General features: G+C 58.0%; 19 protein-coding genes. 12 read left to right on the forward strand and 7 right to left on the reverse strand.

The window, feature by feature from the left end; translation table 11 throughout:
- Positions 1–115: 115 nt before the first annotated feature.
- The 4 genes from DYL59_RS29655 to DYL59_RS29670 all read left to right on the forward strand — a co-directional run bounded on the left by DYL59_RS29655 (position 116) and on the right by DYL59_RS29670 (position 3,542).
- Complete coding sequence (locus tag DYL59_RS29655; RefSeq protein ID WP_135292349.1) at positions 116–712, forward strand: ATP-dependent Clp protease proteolytic subunit; 597 nt, start codon at positions 116–118, stop codon at positions 710–712.
- Positions 699–1,610: an acetamidase/formamidase family protein gene (locus DYL59_RS29660; protein ID WP_135292350.1), complete on the forward strand. Its 912-nt coding sequence runs from the start codon at positions 699–701 to the stop codon at positions 1,608–1,610. The genes DYL59_RS29655 and DYL59_RS29660 overlap by 14 nt, the downstream gene beginning before the upstream one ends.
- A gap of 400 nt (positions 1,611–2,010) precedes the next feature.
- Entirely contained in the window at positions 2,011–2,625 is a 615-nt protein-coding gene (locus DYL59_RS29665) for an aKG-HExxH-type peptide beta-hydroxylase (RefSeq protein WP_167496736.1), read from the forward strand.
- A complete protein-coding gene (locus DYL59_RS29670) occupies positions 2,622–3,542 on the forward strand; it encodes a hypothetical protein (RefSeq protein ID WP_135292352.1) in 921 nt (306 codons plus the stop codon). The genes DYL59_RS29665 and DYL59_RS29670 overlap by 4 nt, the downstream gene beginning before the upstream one ends.
- Positions 3,543–3,782: 240 nt before the next feature.
- Here DYL59_RS29670 and DYL59_RS29675 read toward each other — a convergent pair whose 3' ends face one another.
- Positions 3,783–4,409, reverse strand: coding sequence for a response regulator (locus DYL59_RS29675; protein WP_135292353.1), 627 nt, complete (start codon positions 4,407–4,409; stop codon positions 3,783–3,785).
- Positions 4,410–4,562: 153 nt separating this feature from the next.
- On the opposite strand from DYL59_RS29675, the gene DYL59_RS29680 reads away from it, so the two are divergent.
- Together DYL59_RS29680 and DYL59_RS29685 are read left to right on the forward strand one after the other, a co-directional pair.
- Positions 4,563–5,102: a PQQ-dependent catabolism-associated CXXCW motif protein gene (locus tag DYL59_RS29680; RefSeq protein WP_135292354.1), complete on the forward strand. Its 540-nt coding sequence runs from the start codon at positions 4,563–4,565 to the stop codon at positions 5,100–5,102.
- 27 nt (positions 5,103–5,129) lie between these two features.
- The gene (locus DYL59_RS29685) at positions 5,130–5,795 is read left to right on the forward strand and encodes a response regulator transcription factor (protein ID WP_135292355.1); all 666 of its coding nucleotides are present in this window, start codon (positions 5,130–5,132) and stop codon (positions 5,793–5,795) included.
- Positions 5,796–5,927: 132 nt separating this feature from the next.
- On the opposite strand, the gene DYL59_RS29690 is transcribed toward DYL59_RS29685, so the two are convergent.
- From DYL59_RS29690 to DYL59_RS29705, 4 genes are all read right to left on the reverse strand, one after another.
- A complete protein-coding gene (locus DYL59_RS29690) occupies positions 5,928–7,871 on the reverse strand; it encodes a PAS domain-containing hybrid sensor histidine kinase/response regulator (RefSeq protein WP_135292356.1) in 1,944 nt (647 codons plus the stop codon).
- On the reverse strand, positions 7,813–8,958 hold the full coding sequence (nosP, locus tag DYL59_RS29695; protein ID WP_135292357.1) for a nitric oxide-sensing protein NosP: 1,146 nt from the start codon (positions 8,956–8,958) through the stop codon (positions 7,813–7,815). Before nosP ends, DYL59_RS29690 begins: the two co-directional genes overlap by 59 nt.
- Positions 8,959–9,203: 245 nt before the next feature.
- Complete coding sequence (locus tag DYL59_RS29700) at positions 9,204–10,379, reverse strand: porin (RefSeq protein WP_135292358.1); 1,176 nt, start codon at positions 10,377–10,379, stop codon at positions 9,204–9,206.
- 145 nt (positions 10,380–10,524) lie between these two features.
- On the reverse strand, positions 10,525–11,337 hold the full coding sequence (locus DYL59_RS29705; RefSeq protein WP_135292359.1) for a sulfite exporter TauE/SafE family protein: 813 nt from the start codon (positions 11,335–11,337) through the stop codon (positions 10,525–10,527).
- Between the two features lie 132 nt (positions 11,338–11,469).
- On the opposite strand from DYL59_RS29705, the gene DYL59_RS29710 reads away from it, so the two are divergent.
- Positions 11,470–12,333: an MBL fold metallo-hydrolase gene (locus DYL59_RS29710; protein WP_135292360.1), complete on the forward strand. Its 864-nt coding sequence runs from the start codon at positions 11,470–11,472 to the stop codon at positions 12,331–12,333.
- A 134-nt stretch (positions 12,334–12,467) separates the two neighbouring features.
- Here DYL59_RS29710 and bkdR read toward each other — a convergent pair whose 3' ends face one another.
- Complete coding sequence (bkdR, locus tag DYL59_RS29715; RefSeq protein WP_135292361.1) at positions 12,468–12,956, reverse strand: Bkd operon transcriptional regulator BkdR; 489 nt, start codon at positions 12,954–12,956, stop codon at positions 12,468–12,470.
- 195 nt (positions 12,957–13,151) lie between these two features.
- On the opposite strand from bkdR, the gene DYL59_RS29720 reads away from it, so the two are divergent.
- From DYL59_RS29720 to DYL59_RS29745, 5 genes are all read left to right on the forward strand, one after another.
- A complete protein-coding gene (locus DYL59_RS29720; RefSeq protein WP_135292362.1) occupies positions 13,152–14,387 on the forward strand; it encodes a 3-methyl-2-oxobutanoate dehydrogenase (2-methylpropanoyl-transferring) subunit alpha in 1,236 nt (411 codons plus the stop codon).
- A 1-nt stretch (position 14,388) separates the two neighbouring features.
- A complete protein-coding gene (locus DYL59_RS29725; RefSeq protein WP_135292363.1) occupies positions 14,389–15,447 on the forward strand; it encodes an alpha-ketoacid dehydrogenase subunit beta in 1,059 nt (352 codons plus the stop codon).
- Positions 15,448–16,692 carry a dihydrolipoamide acetyltransferase family protein gene (locus tag DYL59_RS29730; RefSeq protein ID WP_135292364.1) on the forward strand — a complete coding sequence of 415 codons (1,245 nt, stop codon included), beginning with the start codon at positions 15,448–15,450 and terminating at the stop codon, positions 16,690–16,692.
- A 3-nt stretch (positions 16,693–16,695) separates the two neighbouring features.
- A complete protein-coding gene (gene lpdA, locus DYL59_RS29735) occupies positions 16,696–18,075 on the forward strand; it encodes a dihydrolipoyl dehydrogenase (protein WP_135292365.1) in 1,380 nt (459 codons plus the stop codon).
- Between the two features lie 173 nt (positions 18,076–18,248).
- Positions 18,249–19,268 carry a branched-chain amino acid aminotransferase gene (locus DYL59_RS29745; protein WP_135292366.1) on the forward strand — a complete coding sequence of 340 codons (1,020 nt, stop codon included), beginning with the start codon at positions 18,249–18,251 and terminating at the stop codon, positions 19,266–19,268.
- A 135-nt stretch (positions 19,269–19,403) separates the two neighbouring features.
- Here the strand turns inward: DYL59_RS29745 and DYL59_RS29750 are convergent, their stop codons facing one another.
- Complete coding sequence (locus DYL59_RS29750) at positions 19,404–20,288, reverse strand: GNAT family acetyltransferase (protein WP_135292367.1); 885 nt, start codon at positions 20,286–20,288, stop codon at positions 19,404–19,406.
- Between the last annotated feature and the right edge of the window lie 116 nt (positions 20,289–20,404).

A 20,404-nucleotide genomic window follows, 5' to 3' on the forward strand; every position in this document is an offset into this window, starting at 1 on the left:
TCAGGAGTTTCCGAGTCAACCAGAATCACTCTTAAAGCCAATATCAACGAAGACCTCTACCTAAGAAAGCTAGTACAGCAATTAAACTACTAATAAACCACAGAGCCTATTTACCATGACCACAACGGCAACTTTCGAAACCAACGAACAACCTCAAAATAGCAATAACACCTCAAAAATAGAAGACAGCTTAATCGCCTCAAGAAAAATATTTATAACTGGGGAAATTAACCACCTGCTTGCACGAGATGTCATAAGGCAACTTCACGCCCTTGCGTATATAAACGACGACCCCATCACCATCTTTATAAGCTCACCAGGCGGACATGTCGAATCAGGCGATATGATTTATGATGCGATAAAGTTTATCAAACCAAAAGTCATTACAATAGGATCTGGATGGGTCGCGAGTGCTGGCGCGCTGATTTTTGTAGCTGCTAAAAAAGAAAATAGATACTCCTTGCCTAATACACGATTCCTTCTTCATCAACCGTCCGGCGGCTTTCATGGAAGAGCCGAAGATTTTGATGCCTATTCGAAAGAAATCAACTGGATGAAGAAAAGGCTAAACAAGATATTTTCCGATGCTACCGGCCAGCCCATCGAAACGATTGAGTTAAATACTGAGCGGGATTTTTGGCTGAGCGCTCAAGAATCCGTTGAATATGGCCTCATACATAAAATAGTGACTTCAGAACATGAAATCCAATAAACCCCAACAAATCGGCAAAGCCATTCACCATGGCTTTTTTGAGCCGCACCCAGAAACAACAATTGAATTAGAGCAAAACAAAATATATACAATCAAAACAATTGACAACCTGGGATATGATGAAAACCTCGACAAACATAGCGACTACCTTAATCCGCTTTCTGGGCCATATTCCATAGGCAAGATAAAAGACAATTGCAACACGATCGCTATAAGCATTAAAAATGTTAAACACACACGAAACATTGGACTCTCATCATCGGGGCTTTTACCAGCCCACCTTTCGCCGCCTCTCAAAAAACCAGTTCTAGGCGAGCCCATAACGTTCTGGAAACTCGAAGATAAGCTCTGCAACCCCATTGTAGATGGACAGATTTCCCCGACAATTTCCTTGACGAAAAGCCTAATGATTGGATGTCTGCGATGCGTAGATCCCATAGGCACAAAGCCATTGAGTTCGCTTGACGCGGATGAACATGGAGGCAACTTCGACTGCAAGCTATTCAAACAAGGGGCTGTAATATTCTTACCTATCATAGCTAATAATGCATCCTTTTATTTTGGAGATGTGCACTATTGCCAATCTGATGGAGAGGTGGGTGGATCAGGTATAGAGGTAACCGCGGAGATCACATTCTCAGCAGAGCCCTGCATCAACCCGATACACACTGGACTACACGTAATCATAGAAGGTTTTATATATTTTTTTGGAGTAGCCAGAACAATTGAAGAAGGTATAACTAAAGCCTTTTCACAGGGACACGAAGCACTCACATCCAAAGGCATCAGTGATAAATTAACCAGGCTACTACTAGCGAATGGCAGTCAATTAAAAATCATAAAACTAGGCTTTCCAAATATCGTGGCAGTAGGTATTGACTCAAAATATTTTAGGTGAGATACCCTGGAGCACTTATGAATATTGTCGCAACCCCAAATCTAGACTTAGCCAAATCTCTTTTTTCAAACGCTTCGGCGCGTTTATGGCAAAGCTTCGACTACTTATTGGAATCCAACAATTTATCTCATCGCCCATTCGCATCATTGATAAATAAACTTCGAGACAACCCAAAGGCTCCGCCATTTTTTTCGCTGCCCACCACTTAATCTTAGGTTATTGCACTCACAGGCAAGGCACAGATAGATACTTCGTTTCAAAAATACTAGATACCGATAGCTACTCACACTATAAAAACTTATCAATACTCCCTTTCTTAAATACTCCTGACCTGCAGGAATCAGCCTATCAAAAGACAATCTACTCCGACATTACAGACACGTACAACGACGCTCAGCTTTTGCCTATCGCATTTGACTCCGCAAATGAACTCCACCTAACGAAATCAACCATTGAATCAGCGCTTCGCACCATAAAACTGGCTGACACCGAACTTTATAATGAAATTGAGTTCTTAATCAATGAAATAAGAGTATTTAGTAGCGGAAATATTCGGGCAGGATCAAACTTTAACACATTAGGACTTATTTATGTAAGCCAGAAAAACCCAGAGGATGAAGTATCCAGATACATCGAACATATCGTTCATGAGGCGACCCATAATCTTTTATACGCACATTGGACCACTGACCCTATATTCACAAATCACTCAGACACGCTTTATTACACGCCCTTCAGGCGTGACAGCCGACCTTTGAGCGCAATATTTCATGCTATGTTCGTGCTTGCGCGAACGATATACATATTTGACAGAATTCATACCAACGCGCCAGACAGCCTGGATTTTGGAAACATAAGAACAAATTATAACGAGCGTGGAAATAACGCATCATTCAAAACCAAATTCACACAAACCTCCGAAGTGATTTCAAAAAATGCGAAGCTTACTGCTTATGGCAAAATGATTTTTGATGGATGCATACAGATGGTTAAAGATTGCAAGCTGAGCATATGAGCAGACCGTTTAACATAGGCTTAGTAGCACTTGCATTTTACTTATTGGGTGACGGTGCACGAATGGTCTACGCTGCCTACTATCTGTATTTAGACATCAGCCCTTTTTTATTGATTTTTTTTGGATCTCTCATCAGTGTGATTTTTTCACTATTAAGTTCAAGGCAAAAAAACACATTTATTCAAACCACAGACGACCACCAACTCAAGAAAAAAATATTACTTTATACATTAATAAACCTAACCACTATCACAAGCTGGTTCTCAGCCTATCTTTCGCTTATTTTTTTACCCCCAAGCACTGCTTCTATGCTCGCGGTTTCAATTGGCCCGTTTATTTTGTCACTCCGAAAGCAAGCCCGACCTAGAACACTGGGCATATGTATCGCATCAGCCGCGATACTGACCGCACTCTCCACCCCTTTCAACAAGCCGGGACCACTCGCTTATTCAGATGCACTTACGAACACGTCCACTTTTTTGGGCACCACATTATCTCTCCTATGTGGAATTTCTATTTACACAAGCACATTACTTGCTGCAAAGTTGAGCAAACTCAACCAGTCGCCCTTAAAAATAAATACACTCAAAGGAATGCTCCTGCTTTCAGCCAGTGCCATTATCTGCATCCACAAAGATCTATTTTCACTCTCAACCGACAAGACCATCGATATACTCATTTTCGCCTTAGCTTTCGTCTTTCTGACCCAGCTAGCTCTACAATATGCAATCAACGCTCTAGGCGTAGAGCCCATAACGATAGGTCTGTCCTTGGCACCTACCGCCGCGCTATTAGTGACCGCAGCAGCATTAGACGACAGACTCAACAACCTCCACATTTCCACAACACTAATAAATTCAATACTCTTGATAGTGTTTGGACTTTATTATTATCAAAGCAGAAAAATTGCAGAGTAGTCTGCAATAGTCATTGTATTAAGCGCTGGCAAGCTTTAGCTGAGATATCGATACAAGACGGGGACGCCAACTGGCGAAAGATCTGAAGTCCCGCATTCTGCCAGTGGCGATTCGCATGAGTGCAAGCGCGCAGACTGGGCGTGGATGAATCAATCACAATAACCTCGCCGCGCCCATCTAATATTGATCTTGCTCCCGGCTACTGTGCCAGTTCTAAAGATGTTGTATCAAACCGCACTATCAGCCCGCCACCCGCACCACCCCCATGTCGATACCCAAATGCACCAACTCGGCATGGGAACTCACCTGCAACTTACTCTTGAGCAAGGTCAGGTGGTTGGACACGGTCTTGCTGCTGATACTCAACTGGGCTGCAATCGACCGCGCCGGGGTGCCTCTGGCGAGCATCAGGAAAATCTCCAGCTCACGCTGGGTCATGCTCTGCAAACGACGGTCGGTTGGGTGATAGGCCAACTGAGTCGCCAAATCCTGCTCGATGTAGGAGTGGCCATCGAGGATACGTTCGACCGCTTCCAGCATCACCACGGGCGACGCACTTTTAGTCAGGTAGCCCGAGGCGCCCGCCTCCAGCGCCTGGCGCACCAGCGGCAACTCGGCGTGCTGGCTGAAAAACAAGATACGCAACTGGGGCAGGCGCTGGCGTAAACGCCGGGTGGTTTCCAGGCCGCTGATGCCCGGCAGGCCGAAACCGATGATCACCAGCGCGGGCACGGCTTCCTGCACCCGCACCAGTGCGTCCTCACCACTGGCGGCTTCGCGTACGTCCACACCCGGTAGCCCGCTGCGCAACAGCCCCGCATAACCCAGGCGAACCACGGCGTGATCGTCAACCAACAGGATATTCATCGTGCCTCCACTGGCGGCGCTTTTGCTCCATGCTAGAACCCCGTGCGGTGCCGCAATCTACTACTTTGGTACTGGTTTTCGTGTCTATCGTCGCATTCCCAAGGCAGCGCGACTGGCGTGTAATGGGCGCATAACGATAAGGATTACCCCGCCATGCTGCCCGCCCGACTGCCCCTGCTGGTCTTGCTGTGCCTGCTCTGCGCCAACGCCCAGGCCGACACGCCGTTGTTTTCCGCCGACGGTTACCGCATCAGCCTGTACCGCAGCCCTACGCCCGACCAGGTACCCGGCGCGACCCTCGTCGACACCCCTGCCCTGCAAACCCTGCTCAGCCAAACACCGCCGCCAGTACTGGTCGACGTCTACCGTCGCCAATACCTGCAAGGCCGCTTCATCGAAGACCAGCCCCACGCCAACCTCCCCGGCAGCCACTGGCTGGCCAATACCGGCGATGGCGACCTCACGCCCGAGTGGCAAAGCTACTTCGTGCGCCACCTGTACAAGTTCACCGGCGGTCAGCTCGCGCGCCCGTTGGTCTTCTATTGCCGCGCAGATTGCTGGCTGAGTTGGAACGCGGTAAAACGAGCCACCCAATTGGGCTATACCTCTGTGTATTGGTATCGCGACGGGCTGGATGCATGGGAAGCGGCAAAACTGCCAGTGACGGCTGCAACACCCGAACCCTTTGAATAAAAAACCACAACAAGAAGGTGAACGGCCATGTACAAAATCCTGATCGCCGACGATCACCCGCTGTTTCGCGAAGCGATCCACAACGTGATCAGCGACGGCTTCCCCGGCAGTGACGTGATGGAAACCGCCGACCTGGACAGCGCGCTGGCCTTGACCCAGGACCACGACGACCTTGACCTGATCCTGCTGGACCTGAATATGCCCGGCATGCACGGCCTCAACGGCCTGATCAACCTGCGCAACGAGTCGCCGACCATCCCGGTGGTGATCGTCTCCGCCGAACAAGACAAGCAGATCGTGCTGCAAGCCATCACCTATGGCGCCGTGGGTTTTATCACCAAGTCCTCACCGCGCCTGCAAATGACCGAGGCGATCCAGCAGATTCTCAACGGCAACGTGTACCTGCCGCCGGACATCATCCGCACCCAGAAGAACACCAGCCAACGCCGCCTCAACGACAGCCCTGGGTTTGCGCCGGAGCTGTTGCAGGCCCTGACCCGCAAGCAGCTCTTGGTGCTGGAGCGCATGACCAAGGGCGAATCGAACAAGCAGATTGCCTATACGCTGGAGATTGCCGAGACCACGGTGAAGGCCCATGTGTCGGCGATCTTGCGCAAGTTGAATGTGCATAATCGGGTGCAGGCGATCTTGAGTGCCGGGGATATCGACTTCGGCTCGTACCTGCGCCGCTGAGCTACCTGCCATACGGAGATCAAAACTGTGGGAGGGGGCTTGCTCCCGATGAGGGAGTGTCAGTTAACACATCTGTGGCTGACACACTGCAATCGGGAGCAAGCCCCCTCCCACATTTTGGTTGGCGTTGTGTCAGGGGCGTCCGAGCAGGTGACTCATCGCTGTTTTCAACTTCATTGGCCTCACCGGCTTATGCATCAACGTATGCCCCAACTCCCGAATCTGCACCTTCAACTCATTGCTGTAGTTGGCCGTAATCATCAGCGCCGGCACCGCTCTGCCCCGTCGGGCATTGATGCGCGCCACGGCGTCTACGCCGTTCTGGTCGTCATCGAGGTGGTAGTCGGCAATCAATAAATCCGCCTCGGCATGGTAGTTGTCCACCTGGCGCGCCAGATCCTGCTCCGACAGCGCGGTGATCACCTGGCAACCCCAGCCTTCGAGCAGCGTGCGCATGCCCGCGCAGATCGCCGCGTCGTTATCCAGCACCCACACCCGCGCACCTTGCAGGCGTTCGAGCAGGGCTTCACTCATGCACGGCATCGGCACCGATTTGGGCGCAGTGGCACTCAGCGGCACTTCCACGCAAAACATCGAGCCCCTGCCCGGCCAGGATTTGACGGTAATGCGATGGCCCAGGATGCCGGCGATTTTCTCGACGATGGCCAAGCCCAGGCCCAACCCACGATCCTGGTCGGGGCGCTGTACATCGCCGCGTTTGAATTCCTGGAAAATCTCTTCCAACCGTTCCTCGGCGATGCCCATGCCGCTGTCCCACACCTGGATCAACAGGCGCTGGTGCTGGCGGCGGCAACCCAGCACCACACGGCCTTTGTAGGTGTAGCGCAGGGCATTGCTCAGCAGGTTGCGCAGGATCCGCGCCAGCAACTGGATGTCGCTGCGCACCAGTGCCGAACAGCCAACAAAGTGCAGCGCCAGGCCTTCGGCGCGGGCCAGTTCGGTGTATTCGGCGGCGAGGTTGTCCAGCAGTTCGCTGAGGGCGAACGGGGCGATATCGGCCTTGATCACGCCGGCATCCAGCTTGGAAATATCCACCAGGGTGCCCAGCAGGTTTTCCACGTCCTCCAGGGAGTTGCTCACGTTGCGCACCAGGGTTTCGTTGGGGCGTTCCAGCAACGCGCTGGTAAACAGCCGCGCGGCGTTCAGCGGTTGCAGCAGGTCGTGGCTGACGGCGGCAAGGAATTTGGTTTTCGACAGATTGGCCTTTTCCGCCTCTTGCTTGGCTTCGCGCAGGCGGGTTTCCATGCGCCGGCGCTCGTCGATTTCCTGCAGCAACTGGTCGTTGAGCGAAGTGAGTTCCGAGGTGCGCTGGGCCACCCGCTGCTCCAGGTGTTGATAGGCCTGGTGCAAGGCTTCGGCGGTGCGGCGGCGCTCGGTAATGTCGCGGATCAGCACGAAGATGCCCACCACTTCGCCGCTGGCCAACATGTTGGGCACGTAGGAACGCAGCATGTAGCGTTCCTGGTTGTTGATGTTGGTTTCGGCAAATTCGAAGGTCACGCTCTCCCCGGCCAGGGCACGCGCAACGTAGGCGTCCAGACGCTGGCAATGCTGTTCGCTGTGCACTTCCCGTAGGCTCTGGCCAAGCATCATGCCGCGCGGCCAGCAGTACCATTCTTCGTAGACTTTGTTGGTGAACTCGTAGACCAGCTCGGCATTCAGGTAGCCGATCAGGGCCGGTACGTTGTCGGTGATCAGGCGAATCCAGCGCTCGCTCTCCTGGGCTTTTTGCGCGGCGGCCTGTTCGCCGCGCAGGGTTTCGGCGCGCAGGCGCGCATTGATCAACAAGTGGTTGCTGGCTTTGAGTTCGGCCATGGCCTGGTTCAGCGCGTCGGTACGTTCGCGCACTTGCTCGGCCAGCACCACCGAATGCTGGAAGGTCGTATAGGGGTTGTTGCCCTGGGTCATGCCGGACTCGATGCGCTCGATCAGTGCGGCGTTGATCCGCGCCAGCTTGCGGTTGTCCTGTTGCAGCTGGGCGACCTGGGCGAGCAGTTCAGCGGCGGCCACGGGCAATGGCAACCCCGGTGAAGGTCTGGTTGATGTGCATGCCATTGAACTGTTCTCCGTAGGTGTTGAAGCCCAGTACCCGCTGGCCCCGCAGGTAGTTGCCGATCTGTTCCAGGTCACCTGAATCTTCAAGTTCCAGGCGGCGCAGGAAGCAGTCGCAGCCGATGGTCAGTAGCAGGTCGCCAAGGCGCGCTTGCAGGCCCTCGAACAGGGCTTCCAGGTTGGGCAGGATCGCCCCGGGCCTCATCACGGTGAGCACGATGCCGTTCTCTACCGCGCAGTAGAAACTCAGGCTGAGGTCTTCGTGCACCTGCTGAATGGCGCGCACGTAGTACTGGTCGTGGATGCGCACCGCCAGCGGGTGGGCGGCGAAGGTGCGGTGGTCAAGGTCGGCCACGGCCACGCCGATATGCCGGGCATATTCTTCGGCGGCGGGTTCGGCGTTCAGCTCGAACACCCGGCGCGATGGGCTGTCGGCGCCGGTGACCACCAGTTTTTCGGTGCGCGGCAGGATGTGGTGGGTGGTGAACACCTCGAAATCCAGCCAGGTATTGACCAGCACCACCACCGCCGCGCCGCTGTGGAATACGCCGTTGAAATACACGTGGGTGTGGGTGAGGAAGTTATCGTCGCCGGCCGAACCGCCAAAATGCGGGATATCGCCCAGCGCAGCACTGAGGGCGGCGAGCACCATTTCTTCGCGGCTGGACAGGCCGTCGAGCAGGGTCAGGGCGAAGGTATTGCCCTTGATCGGCGCCAGGGTGTTGCTGCGACAGCCGCCCACCAGACGCTCGACCATGTTTTGGGCATTGATCAGGCTGAAGTGCTCCACCTGGTCGATCAGCTCGGTGGCAATGGAAAAATGCGCATGGTTGAAGCCCATCGCGGTGATGCAATTGCGTCCGTAACCTTGGGGCGTGATCTCGCCAGCACTGGTGCAACCCACCACACGCACGGTGCCGAAGCACTGTTGCAGGGCTTGGCCCAGGGCCTGGAGGTCGTAGGACGCCGAGCAGAAAAACAGCACAAAGCCCAGGTACGGATGCAGCAGTTGGCGGGCCAACTCTTCAGCCGCCTGCCCTGGATCGCTGGCCTGGGACATGGCGCTGACTACGCCTTCACTGTTGTGCATCGTTGGTTTCCCCCTCTGAGGCATCAGTGTACGAAGGCCGGGGGGTGGGCCCTATGCTACTTGGGTACTGGGTGGGGGGATGCGATGGGATGAATATCTCAAGACTGATGGAGATCAAAATGTGGGAGGGGGCTTGCTCCCGATAGCGGAGGATCAGTCGCTTATGCATCGACTGACACACTGCTATCGGGAGCAAGTCGAATCGTCGCACCGCCCCTCCCACATTTTGATTGCATTTGAGATGACTACCAAGTCAAGACGGCACCTACTGCAAAAGTGTCGGTGTCTTCATTCTGCGCACTGGTGTCATGCCCCTTGATCTGGAACTGGTTGTACTCCGCCACCAGCTTCAAATTGGCGTTCACATCATGGAACAGCGCTATTCCACGGGTTTCATAGTCCGCGCCGCTGCCCACCACGCCGTTCCCGTCATCCTTGGTTTTACCGTAGGACAACGCCAGGCGGTTCTTGCCCACTTTGTACGAGCCCTGCAGCAGGTAGCCGTTGCTGTCCACATTGCGCAAGGTAGCTTCCCCGGCATTGTTGGTGAAAAACGGGTTGATGCCCTTGGCCTGGAAGCCCGAGCCGGTCAGCGACAGGCCGCCCATTTTCGCCTGCACGCCATAACCCAGCCCCTTGGACGTCACGCTGGCGACGGTGGAGTCGGTGTTGTCGGAGGTCTGGTAGCTGCCGTTGAGCCAGCTGTAGATCTTCGCCCCGCCCACGTCGAACTGGTAGGTGACCTCGCTCTCGGTGCGCGGGTTCTTTTGGTAGGCCTTGCCCAGGGCGCTGCTGTCGTTGGTGTCCACCGGGTCCATGATGCCGACCGCCACGCGCAGGCCATCCATCACCGGGGTGCGGTAGGTGATCTGCGAGGTGGGGAACGGGTACGGGTAGCCGCTGCCGATATTGCCGAATGACACACCGCCGCCATCCACCAGGCCCAGGCTGTCGCTGACCTGGCCGTAGCCGGCGAGCAGTTCATCCAGCAGGATGTTGGAGCGGGCGAACAGGCCGAAGTCCTTGCCGATCAGCACTTCCCCCCATTCCGGGTTGGCCACCGTGCCGTAGAACTGGCGCACGTCGATGGCGGTGTCGGTGCCGTTGGTTTCGCTGTCGTTGATGGTGACCCAGAAGGAGGCACGAGCGCCGAGCTTGAGGTCATCGACCTGCTTGCCCATGTTGAAGCCCAGGTAGTTGGGCAAGAAACCCATCTTTACCCGCGACTGGCGGCGGTCGTATTGGTCACCGGCGCGGTCGACGTCGCTGTTGACGTAGAAGGCGTTGATGTAGCCATCGGTGGAGAAGGTGGTTTCGTCCTTGTCGTACAGCATGATTTCGGCATCGGCGAACGGGCTCAGTCCAAGACCGAGAATAAAAGCAGGCAACAGACGCAGGGGGACATTCTTATTGTTATGCATGGCGCGCTCCGCAACGGGGACTTGATGTCGGAGGCGATTATCGAAAGCCCGCACGCCACGGCCTACGCTGCCTTGGCGGTGGTTTGCAGGTGCTTTGGGCGGGCCGTGGGTGCCCGCCAAGTTCGGCGTAGTACAGGCCCGGCACTTAGTGCGTAAGACCGGCCTTGATCAACATGCTAACGGCCACCAGTACACACAGGCTGGCAAAACCCACCTGCAAGGTGCGCGCAGGGATCACCGAACACAGGCGCCGACCGGCCAACATGCCGACGATGCTCGCGCCGATAAACACCCAGCCCACCGGTTCGATGCGTACCCCGGCATGAAACGCACCGGCCACGCCGATCAGTGAGATCAGGCTGATCACCATCAACGAGGTGGCGACAATCCCGCGCATCTGCACATCGGTCAGTTGCTTGAATGCGGGCACGATAAGAAAGCCGCCTCCCACACCCAGCAGGCCAGACACCGCGCCGGTCACGGCGCCCAGTGCCGCCAGGGTGGCGCTGCACTTGGCGGTCCAGGCCAGGCGCCCGGTCTGCTGGTCGAGCATGCAGTTTTTCTGGCCCCACGAGGCGGTGCCGTGGTCACTGGGCCCCGGCTCGGTTTTTTCACGCTGCAACATGCGCCAGGCCACCAGCACCATCAGTGCGCTGAACAGCCCCATCAGCACGGCTTCCGGCAATTGGTGGGCGAAGAACACCCCCACCGGCGAAAACAACGCGCCAAGCAGGGCGATCAACAACGCGGCGCGGTAACGCACCAGGCCATGGCGCAACCCGTCAATCGCCCCCACCGCCGCTGCCGCACCGACGGCGAGCAACGACACCGGTGCGGCCTGGGTCATGCTCAAACCCAGGCCCAGCACCAACGCCGGCACCCCGAGAATGCCGCCGCCCGCCCCCGTGAGCCCCATCACCAGGCCCATCAACAACCCCAGAAAACTTGCCAGCACCATTCAATCCACCTTAGGCAGGATGCTGCCGTGTGGCGTCACATCCCGCATGAGCGACCCTTTGCCTCGGACCGTTTTAATCACTTAAGCTCGCAAGCCTATGTGCAAATCACGTCGATACCAAGGACCACCGTCATGTCAGCGTTGATTCAAGCCTTTCTGGACGAGGCGTCGTCGACCTACACCTACGTCCTACATGAGACCGAAAGTAGCCTCTGTGCCATCGTCGACTCGGTACTCAACTACGACCCCGCCTCCGGGCGTACCGACACACGCCAGGCTGACAAAGTGATCGCCTACGTGCGCGAGCATCGCCTGCAGGTCGAGTGGTTGCTGGAGACCCACGCCCACGCCGACCACCTGTCCGCCGCGCCCTACCTGCGCCGCACCCTGGGGGGCAAGATCGCCATCGGCCAGTCCATCAGCACCGTGCAGGACGTGTTCAAGAACCTGTTCAACCTGGAGCCGGAATTTCGCGTGGATGGCTCGCAGTTCGACCACCTGTTTGCCCCGGATGAGGTGTTTTACATCGGCACCATCAAGGCCCAGGCCCTGCATGTGCCGGGACACACACCGGCCGACATGGCCTACCTGATCGACGACCGGATGATCCTGGTGGGCGATACCTTGTTCATGCCGGATGTGGGCACGGCGCGGTGTGATTTCCCTGGGGGCGATGCGCGGCAGTTGTTTGCGTCGATGCGCAGGTTGCTGGCGTTTCCATTGGAAACCGAGTTGTACGTGTGCCATGACTACCCACCCGAAGGTCGTAAGGCGAACTGCCGCACAACAGTGGCGGAACAGCGGGCGGGCAATATTCATGTGCATGACGGGGTGGATGAGGCCGCGTTTGTCGCGATGCGCACCCAGCGTGATGCTGGGTTGGGGATGCCAACGCTGCTGCTGCCGGCGATCCAGGTAAATGTGCGGGCAGGGAATATGCCGCCGGCGGAGGACAACGGCGTGACCTACCTGAAGATCCCCCTGAACCAGCTTTGAAATGCGCTCTATTTGAAATGGAGATCTAAATGTGGGAGGGGGCTTGCTCCCGATTGCAATGTGTCAGTGGATATATTTTTGACTGACACTCCGCTATCGGGAGCAAGCCCCCTCCCACATTTGTCCTGCGGTGGTCAGGTTCCCAGGCTTATGCCATTGGCCGGCAATGGCAGCGCAGTTTTATAGCGCACTTGCTTGAGGGCGAAGCTGGACCGGATGTTGGCCACCCCCGGCACCTTGGTCAGAAAGTCCATCATGAAGCGCTCCAGCGACTGGATCGTCGGCACCAGCACCCGGATCAAGTAATCCGGGTCACCGGCCATCAGGTAGCACTCCATCACCTCCGGGCGGTCCGAGATCGCTCCTTCGAACTGCTGCAAGGCCAGCTCGTTCTGTTTTTCCAGGCTCACATGGATAAACACATTCACATGCAGCCCCAGTAAATCGGCGTCCAGCAAGGTGACCTGCTCGCGGATCAGGCCCAACTCCTCCATGGCCTTGACCCGGTTGAAACACGGCGTGGGCGACAGGTTGACCGAACGGGCCAGGTCGGCGTTGGTGATGCGGGCGTTCTCCTGGAGGCTGTTGAGAATGCCGATATCGGTACGGTCCAGTTTGCGCATGAGACAAAATCACCTGTTTATTATGTTTATGCAGTTTTTTTATCCGCAAATGATCCCAAGCGCAACGAAACAGAGATAAATATTCTTCTACGCCCCGCCTATGATTGTTGTAGGACAAGATTTCCCCTACCCGGGGTCTGACTGTCAGCTAGCGCGCCCACTACAAGAAATTCACAAGATAGAGCGTAGAAAGCCATGACCCAGCCGTATGCACCGCTGCGCCTGCACGTTCCTGAACCCTCGGGACGCCCAGGCTGCAAGACCGATTTCACCTACCTGCGCCTGACCGACGCAGGCCTGGTCCGCAAACCCGCCATCGACGTAGAACCCGCCGACACCGCCGACCTGGCCAAGGGCCTGATCCGCGTGCTCGACGACCAGGGCCAGGCCCTGGGCCCGTGGGCCGAAGACATCCCCGTCGAGGTCCTGCGCCAGGGCATGCGCGCCATGCTCAAGACGCGCATCTTCGACAACCGCATGGTGGTCGCCCAGCGTCAGAAAAAAATGTCGTTTTACATGCAAAGCCTTGGCGAAGAAGCCATCGGCAGCGCCCAGGCCCTGGCCTTGAACATCGACGACATGTGCTTCCCCACCTACCGCCAGCAAAGCATCCTGATGGCCCGCGACGTGCCGCTGGTGGACCTGATCTGCCAGTTGCTGTCCAACGAGCGCGACCCGCTCAAGGGCCGTCAATTGCCCATCATGTACTCGGTAAAGGAGTCCGGTTTCTTCACCATCTCCGGCAACCTCGCCACCCAATTCGTACAAGGGGTGGGCTGGGGCATGGCCTCGGCGATCAAGGGCGATACCAAGATTGCTTCCGCCTGGATCGGCGACGGCGCCACCGCCGAAGCCGACTTCCACACCGCCCTCACCTTCGCCCACGTGTACCGCGCGCCGGTGATCCTCAACGTGGTCAACAACCAATGGGCGATCTCCACCTTCCAGGCCATCGCCGGGGGTGAAGCCACCACCTTCGCCGGACGCGGCGTGGGTTGCGGCATCGCCTCCCTGCGGGTGGACGGCAACGACTTCATCGCGGTGTACGCCGCTTCTGCCTGGGCCGCCGAACGGGCGCGGCGCAACCTGGGGCCAACGTTGATCGAGTGGGTCACCTACCGTGCCGGTCCGCACTCCACCTCCGATGATCCGTCCAAATATCGTCCAGCCGATGACTGGAGCCACTTCCCCCTGGGCGACCCGATTGCCCGCCTCAAGCAGCACCTGATCAAGATTGGCCAGTGGTCCGAAGAGGAGCATGCGGCGGTCAGTGCCGAGCTTGAAGCCCAAGTGATCGCTGCGCAAAAAGAAGCCGAACAGTACGGCACCCTCGCCGGCGGCCAGATTCCAAGCGCCGCGACCATGTTCGAAGACGTCTATAAAGAGATGCCGGAGCACTTGAAGCGCCAGCGTCAAGAGTTGGGGATCTGACATGAACGATCACAACAACAGCATTGAAGTGGAAACCGCCATGACCACCACCACCATGACCATGATCCAGGCCCTGCGCTCGGCCATGGATGTGATGCTCGAACGCGACGACAACGTGGTGGTGTTCGGCCAGGACGTGGGTTACTTCGGCGGCGTATTCCGTTGCACCGAAGGCTTGCAGACCAAGTACGGCAGCTCGCGGGTATTCGACGCGCCGATCTCTGAAAGCGGCATCATCGGCGTGGCCGTGGGCATGGGCGCCTATGGGCTGCGCCCGGTGGCCGAGATCCAGTTCGCCGACTACGTCTACCCGGCCACCGACCAGATCATCTCCGAAGCCGCGCGCCTGCGTTACCGCTCGGCCGGCCAGTTCACGGCGCCACTGACCATGCGCATGCCCTGTGGCGGCGGCATCTACGGCGGCCAGACCCACAGCCAGAGTATCGAAGCGGTGTTCACCCAGGTCTGCGGCCTGCGCACGGTGATGCCGTCCAACCCCTATGACGCCAAGGGCCTGCTGATTGCCTCCATCGAGAACGATGACCCGGTGATCTTCCTGGAGCCAAAACGCCTGTACAACGGCCCGTTCGATGGCCATCACGACCGCCCGGTGACCCCGTGGTCGAAACACCCCCAAGCCCAGGTGCCGGACGGTTACTACACCGTGCCGCTGGACGTGGCCGCCATCGTGCGCCCCGGCTCGGCCGTGACGGTGCTGACCTACGGCACCACCGTGTATGTGTCGCAAGTCGCCGCCGAGGAAACCGGCATCGACGCCGAAGTCATCGACCTGCGCAGCCTGTGGCCACTGGACCTGGACACCATCGTCAAATCCGTGAAAAAGACCGGCCGTTGCGTGGTGGTGCATGAAGCCACCCGCACCTGTGGCTTTGGCGCCGAGTTGGTGTCGCTGGTGCAAGAGCATTGCTTCCATCACCTGGAAGCGCCAATCGAACGCGTGACCGGTTGGGACACCCCCTACCCCCACGCGCAGGAGTGGGCGTATTTCCCAGGGCCGTCCCGCGTGGGCGCGGCGTTGAAACGGGTCATGGAGGTCTGAATGGGCACGCACGTTATCAAAATGCCGGACATTGGCGAAGGCATCGCAGAAGTTGAACTCTCGGTATGGCATGTGAAGGTCGGCGATATGGTCGTCGAAGACCAGGTGCTGGCAGATGTCATGACCGACAAGGCGATGGTGGACATTCCCTCGCCGGTCCACGGCAAGGTGATTGCCCTCGGTGGCGAACCGGGTGAGGTCATGGCCGTGGGCAGTATCTTGATCAGCATTGAAGTGGAAGGCGCGGGTAACGCCAAGGAAGCGCCAGTGGTGAAAGAAGCACCAACGGCCGCGCCAGTGGTGGAAGCCAAGCCGGTACCCACGCCAGTTGCGAGCAAGCCCGCACCCGCGCCCGTCTCCCGTGAAGCCGACGAGCGCCCACTGGCTTCTCCGGCCGTGCGCAAGCATGCGCTGGATGCCGGCATTCAATTGCGTCTGGTGCAGGGCACAGGCCCGGCCGGACGAATCCTGCACGAAGACCTCGACGCCTACCTGCAACAAGGCACGGCAAAGGCATCAACGGCCGCCAACCCTTACGCCGAACGCAACACCGAAGAGCAGATCCCGGTGATCGGCATGCGCCGCAAGATCGCCCAGCGCATGCAGGACGCTACCCGCCGCGCCGCGCATTTCAGTTACGTGGAAGAAATCGACGTCACCGCCCTCGACGAACTGCGCGTGCACCTCAACGAGAAGCACGGCGCCACACGCGGCAAGCTGACCCTGCTGCCGTTTATCGTGCGGGCTATGGTCGTAGCGCTTAAGGACTTCCCGCAGATCAACGCCCGTTACGACGACGAAGCCCAGGTCATTACCCGCCTCGGCGCGGTGCATGTGGGCGTCGCCACCCAAAGCGACGTTGGCTTGATGGTGCCGGTAGTACGTCACGCCGAAGCCCGCAGCCTGTGGGGCAATGCCGAGGAAATTGCGCGCTTGGCCACGGCCGCACGCAATGGCAAGGCCAGCCGCGATGAATTGTCGGGCTCGACCATTACCCTGACCAGCCTGGGCGCGCTGGGCGGCATCGTCAGCACGCCGGTGCTGAACCTGCCGGAAGTGGCCATCGTCGGCGTCAACCGTATTGTCGAGCGGCCGATGGTGATCAAAGGCCAGATCGTGGTGCGCAAGATGATGAACCTCTCCAGTTCCTTCGATCACCGCGTAATCGATGGCATGGACGCGGCGCAATTCATCCAGGCCATTCGCGGCTTGCTCGAACAACCTGCCAGCCTGTTTCTGGAGTAAGGCATGTCTCAGATTTTGAATACGACGCTGCTGATCATCGGCGGCGGCCCTGGCGGTTATGTGGCGGCGATCCGTGCTGGTCAGCTGGGTATCCCGACCATTCTGGTGGAAGGTCAGGCCCTGGGCGGCACTTGTTTGAATATCGGCTGCATCCCGTCCAAGGCCTTGATCCATGTGGCCGAGCAGTTCCAGCAAACCATCCACCACAGCCAAGGTTCCCAACTGGGCATTGAGGTGGATGTGCCCACGCTGGACATCCGCAAAAGCGTGGAATGGAAGGACGGCATCGTTGATCGCCTGACCACGGGCGTTGCAGCCCTGTTGAAGAAACACAAAGTGCAGGTGATACACGGCTGGGCCAAGGTGGTGGACGGCAAGACGGTCGACGTGGGCGAGCAGCGCATCCAGTGTGAACACCTGTTGCTGGCCACCGGTTCGAAAAGCGTCGAGTTGCCCATGCTGCCGATCGGCGGGCCGATCATTTCGTCCACCGACGCGCTGGCGCCGACACGGGTGCCCAAGCGCCTGATCGTGGTGGGGGGCGGTTATATCGGCCTGGAGTTGGGCATTGCCTACCGCAAACTGGGCGCCGACGTCAGTGTGGTCGAGGCGCAGGACCGTATCCTGCCCGCCTACGATGCCGAGCTCACGGCCCCGGTAAATGAATCCCTCAAGCAACTGGGGGTCAAGCTGTACCTGCAGCACAGCGTCACCGGGTTTGCTGACGGCCAACTGCAAGTACGTGACCCGAACGGTGACACCTTGTCCCTTGCCACCGATCAGGTGCTGGTGGCCGTTGGTCGCAAACCCAACACGCAGGGCTGGAACCTCGAAGCGCTGAACCTGGCGATGAACGGCGCAGCGATCAAGATCGACACGCACTGCCAGACCAGCATGCGCAACGTGTGGGCCATCGGCGACCTGAGCGGCGAGCCGATGCTGGCGCACCGGGCCATGGCCCAAGGGGAAATGGTCGCTGAACTGATCAGCGGCAAGGCCCGGGAATTCACCCCGGCGGCGATCCCAGCGGTGTGCTTTACCGACCCGGAACTGGTGGTAGTGGGCAAAACGCCGGATGAGGCCAAGGCCGCCGGCTTGGACTGCATCGTGTCGAGCTTCCCGTTAGCGGCCAATGGCCGGGCCATGACCCTGGAGTCTAAAACCGGCTTCGTGCGAGTGGTGGCGCGGCGCGACAATCACCTGATCGTCGGCTGGCAGGCAGTAGGCGCTGGCGTCTCGGAGCTGTCTACCGCCTTCGGCCTGAGCCTGGAAATGGGCGCGCGCCTGGAGGATGTGGCAGGCACCATTCATGCCCATCCGACCCTTGGCGAAGCCGTGCAGGAAGCGGCGTTAAGAGCCTTGGGGCATGCGCTGCACCTGTAAGAACACTGTCCCCCTGTGGGAGCGGGCTTGCTCGCGAATGCGGTGGATCAGGCAATAAATCTGATGACTGACACCCCGCATTCGCGAGCAAGCCCGCTCCCACACACAGCAAGAATGAAGTATTGTTGCGCCCATTCAGTAAAAAACCGACTTGACCAACGATAGAGGGTGTCATGGGTAACGAAAGCATCAATTGGGACAAGCTGGGTTTTGACTACATCAAGACCGACAAACGCTTTCTCCAGGTCTGGAAAAACGGCGAGTGGCAAGAAGGCACCCTGACCGACGACAACGTGCTGCACATCAGCGAGGGCTCCACTGCCCTGCACTATGGCCAGCAGTGCTTCGAAGGCCTGAAGGCCTACCGTTGCAAGGACGGTTCGATCAACCTGTTCCGCCCGGACCAGAACGCCGCCCGCATGCAACGCAGCTGCGCCCGCCTGCTGATGCCGCATGTACCGACCGACGTATTCATCGACGCCTGCAAACAAGTGGTCAAGGCCAACGAGCACTTCATCCCGCCGTACGGCAGCGGCGGCGCGCTGTACCTGCGTCCGTTCGTGATCGGCACCGGTGACAATATCGGCGTGCGTACCGCGCCGGAGTTCATCTTCTCGGTGTTCTGTATCCCGGTCGGTGCGTACTTCAAAGGCGGCCTGGTACCGCACAACTTCCAGATCTCCACCTTCGACCGCGCCGCGCCACAGGGCACCGGCGCCGCCAAGGTCGGTGGCAACTACGCCGCCAGCCTGATGCCGGGCTCGGAAGCGAAGAAATCCGGTTTCGCCGATGCGATCTACCTGGACCCGATGACCCACTCGAAGATCGAGGAAGTCGGTTCGGCCAACTTCTTCGGGATCACCCACGACAACCAGTTCATCACGCCGAAGTCACCTTCGGTGCTGCCAGGCATCACTCGCCTGTCGCTGATCGAACTGGCCCAGACCCGCCTGGGCCTGAAAGTGGTCGAAGGCGAAGTGTTCATCGACAAGCTGGACCAGTTCAAAGAAGCCGGCGCCTGCGGTACTGCGGCAGTGATCTCGCCGATTGGCGGCATCCAGTACAACGGCAAGCTGCACGTATTCCACAGCGAGACCGAAGTGGGCCCGATCACCCAGCAGCTGTACAAAGAGCTGACGGGTGTGCAGACGGGTGATGTTGAAGCGCCAGAGGGTTGGATCGTTAAGGTCTAAGCCCAGTAGTAGCAACACCAGTGGGCTTGTGTGGGAGCGGGCTTGCTCGCGAAAGCGTTGGGTCAGTCGAAATATCTTTGGCTGACACACCGCTTTCGCGAGCAAGCCCGCTCCCACATTTGATCTCCGGTGTTTTCAGGGGATGTTTTCGACAATCTTCTTGCCCATGCTGATCCTCGGCTCTACCCCATACCCCAACGCCTCGTAAAACCCCGTCACCCCATCATTGCCACTGGTGATCTGCAGGTTGATCTTCATGCAACCCAGCGCCGTCAACGCCTGCTCAGCATGACGCACCAGCGAAGCCCCCAAGCCATGGCGCCGATAATCCGCGTGCACCGCCACTGAATACAGCCAGCCGCGATGGCCGTCGTAGCCCGCGAGAATCGTGCCGATCACGGCTTTTTTATCCGTTGCCACGAAGAACAAACCGTCATTGACGGCAAGCTTCTTGTCGATCGCCAGGGTCGGCAGGTTATGGGCAGTGTCGTAGCCAAAAGCCTCCTGCCACAACGCCACCACTTGCGCACGGTGCTGGCGGTCGCGATACGGCCCTATGGGGTGCCGCGACAGCAAGGCCTTTTCCATCACCAGGGTGCGTTCGTTGCCGTGATAGACGTCGCGCACGGTGTGAAACCCAAGCTTTGTATAGAACGGTTCGGCAGTGAGTGAAGACGGCACGCTCAGTACCGTCACGCCGGATTCGCGGGCACGCAACTCGATCTCGATCATCAACAACCGACCAATGCCCTGCCCCTGCAACGCCGGGTTGACGAACACCGAGCGCACCACATTGGCATCCAGGGCCGCCGTGGCCACGATTGCCTGATCCTGCACCGCCACCAGCACCACCCGTCGCTTGAGCAGGCCCAACACCGCATCAGGGGTGAAATTGCTCGCCACACGGGTGATCACATCTGCCGGGTAATCCTGCGCATTGCTGCTGTGCAGAGCGGCCAGGATGACTTGGCTGATGCCTTCGGCATCGGTGGGTTGGGCTAGGCGTACGGCGGTCGACATGATTCCTCCAGGCTGACGGCGTTTTAACAGGCACCACAATACTAGTGTGGGAGCGGGCTTGCTCGCGAAGGCGGTGGGTCAGTCGAAATATCTTTGGCTGACACACCGCCTTCGCG

Origin of the sequence: Pseudomonas kairouanensis (assembly GCF_004682055.1) — a bacterium.
Classification (GTDB): Bacteria; Pseudomonadota; Gammaproteobacteria; order Pseudomonadales; family Pseudomonadaceae; genus Aquipseudomonas; species Aquipseudomonas kairouanensis.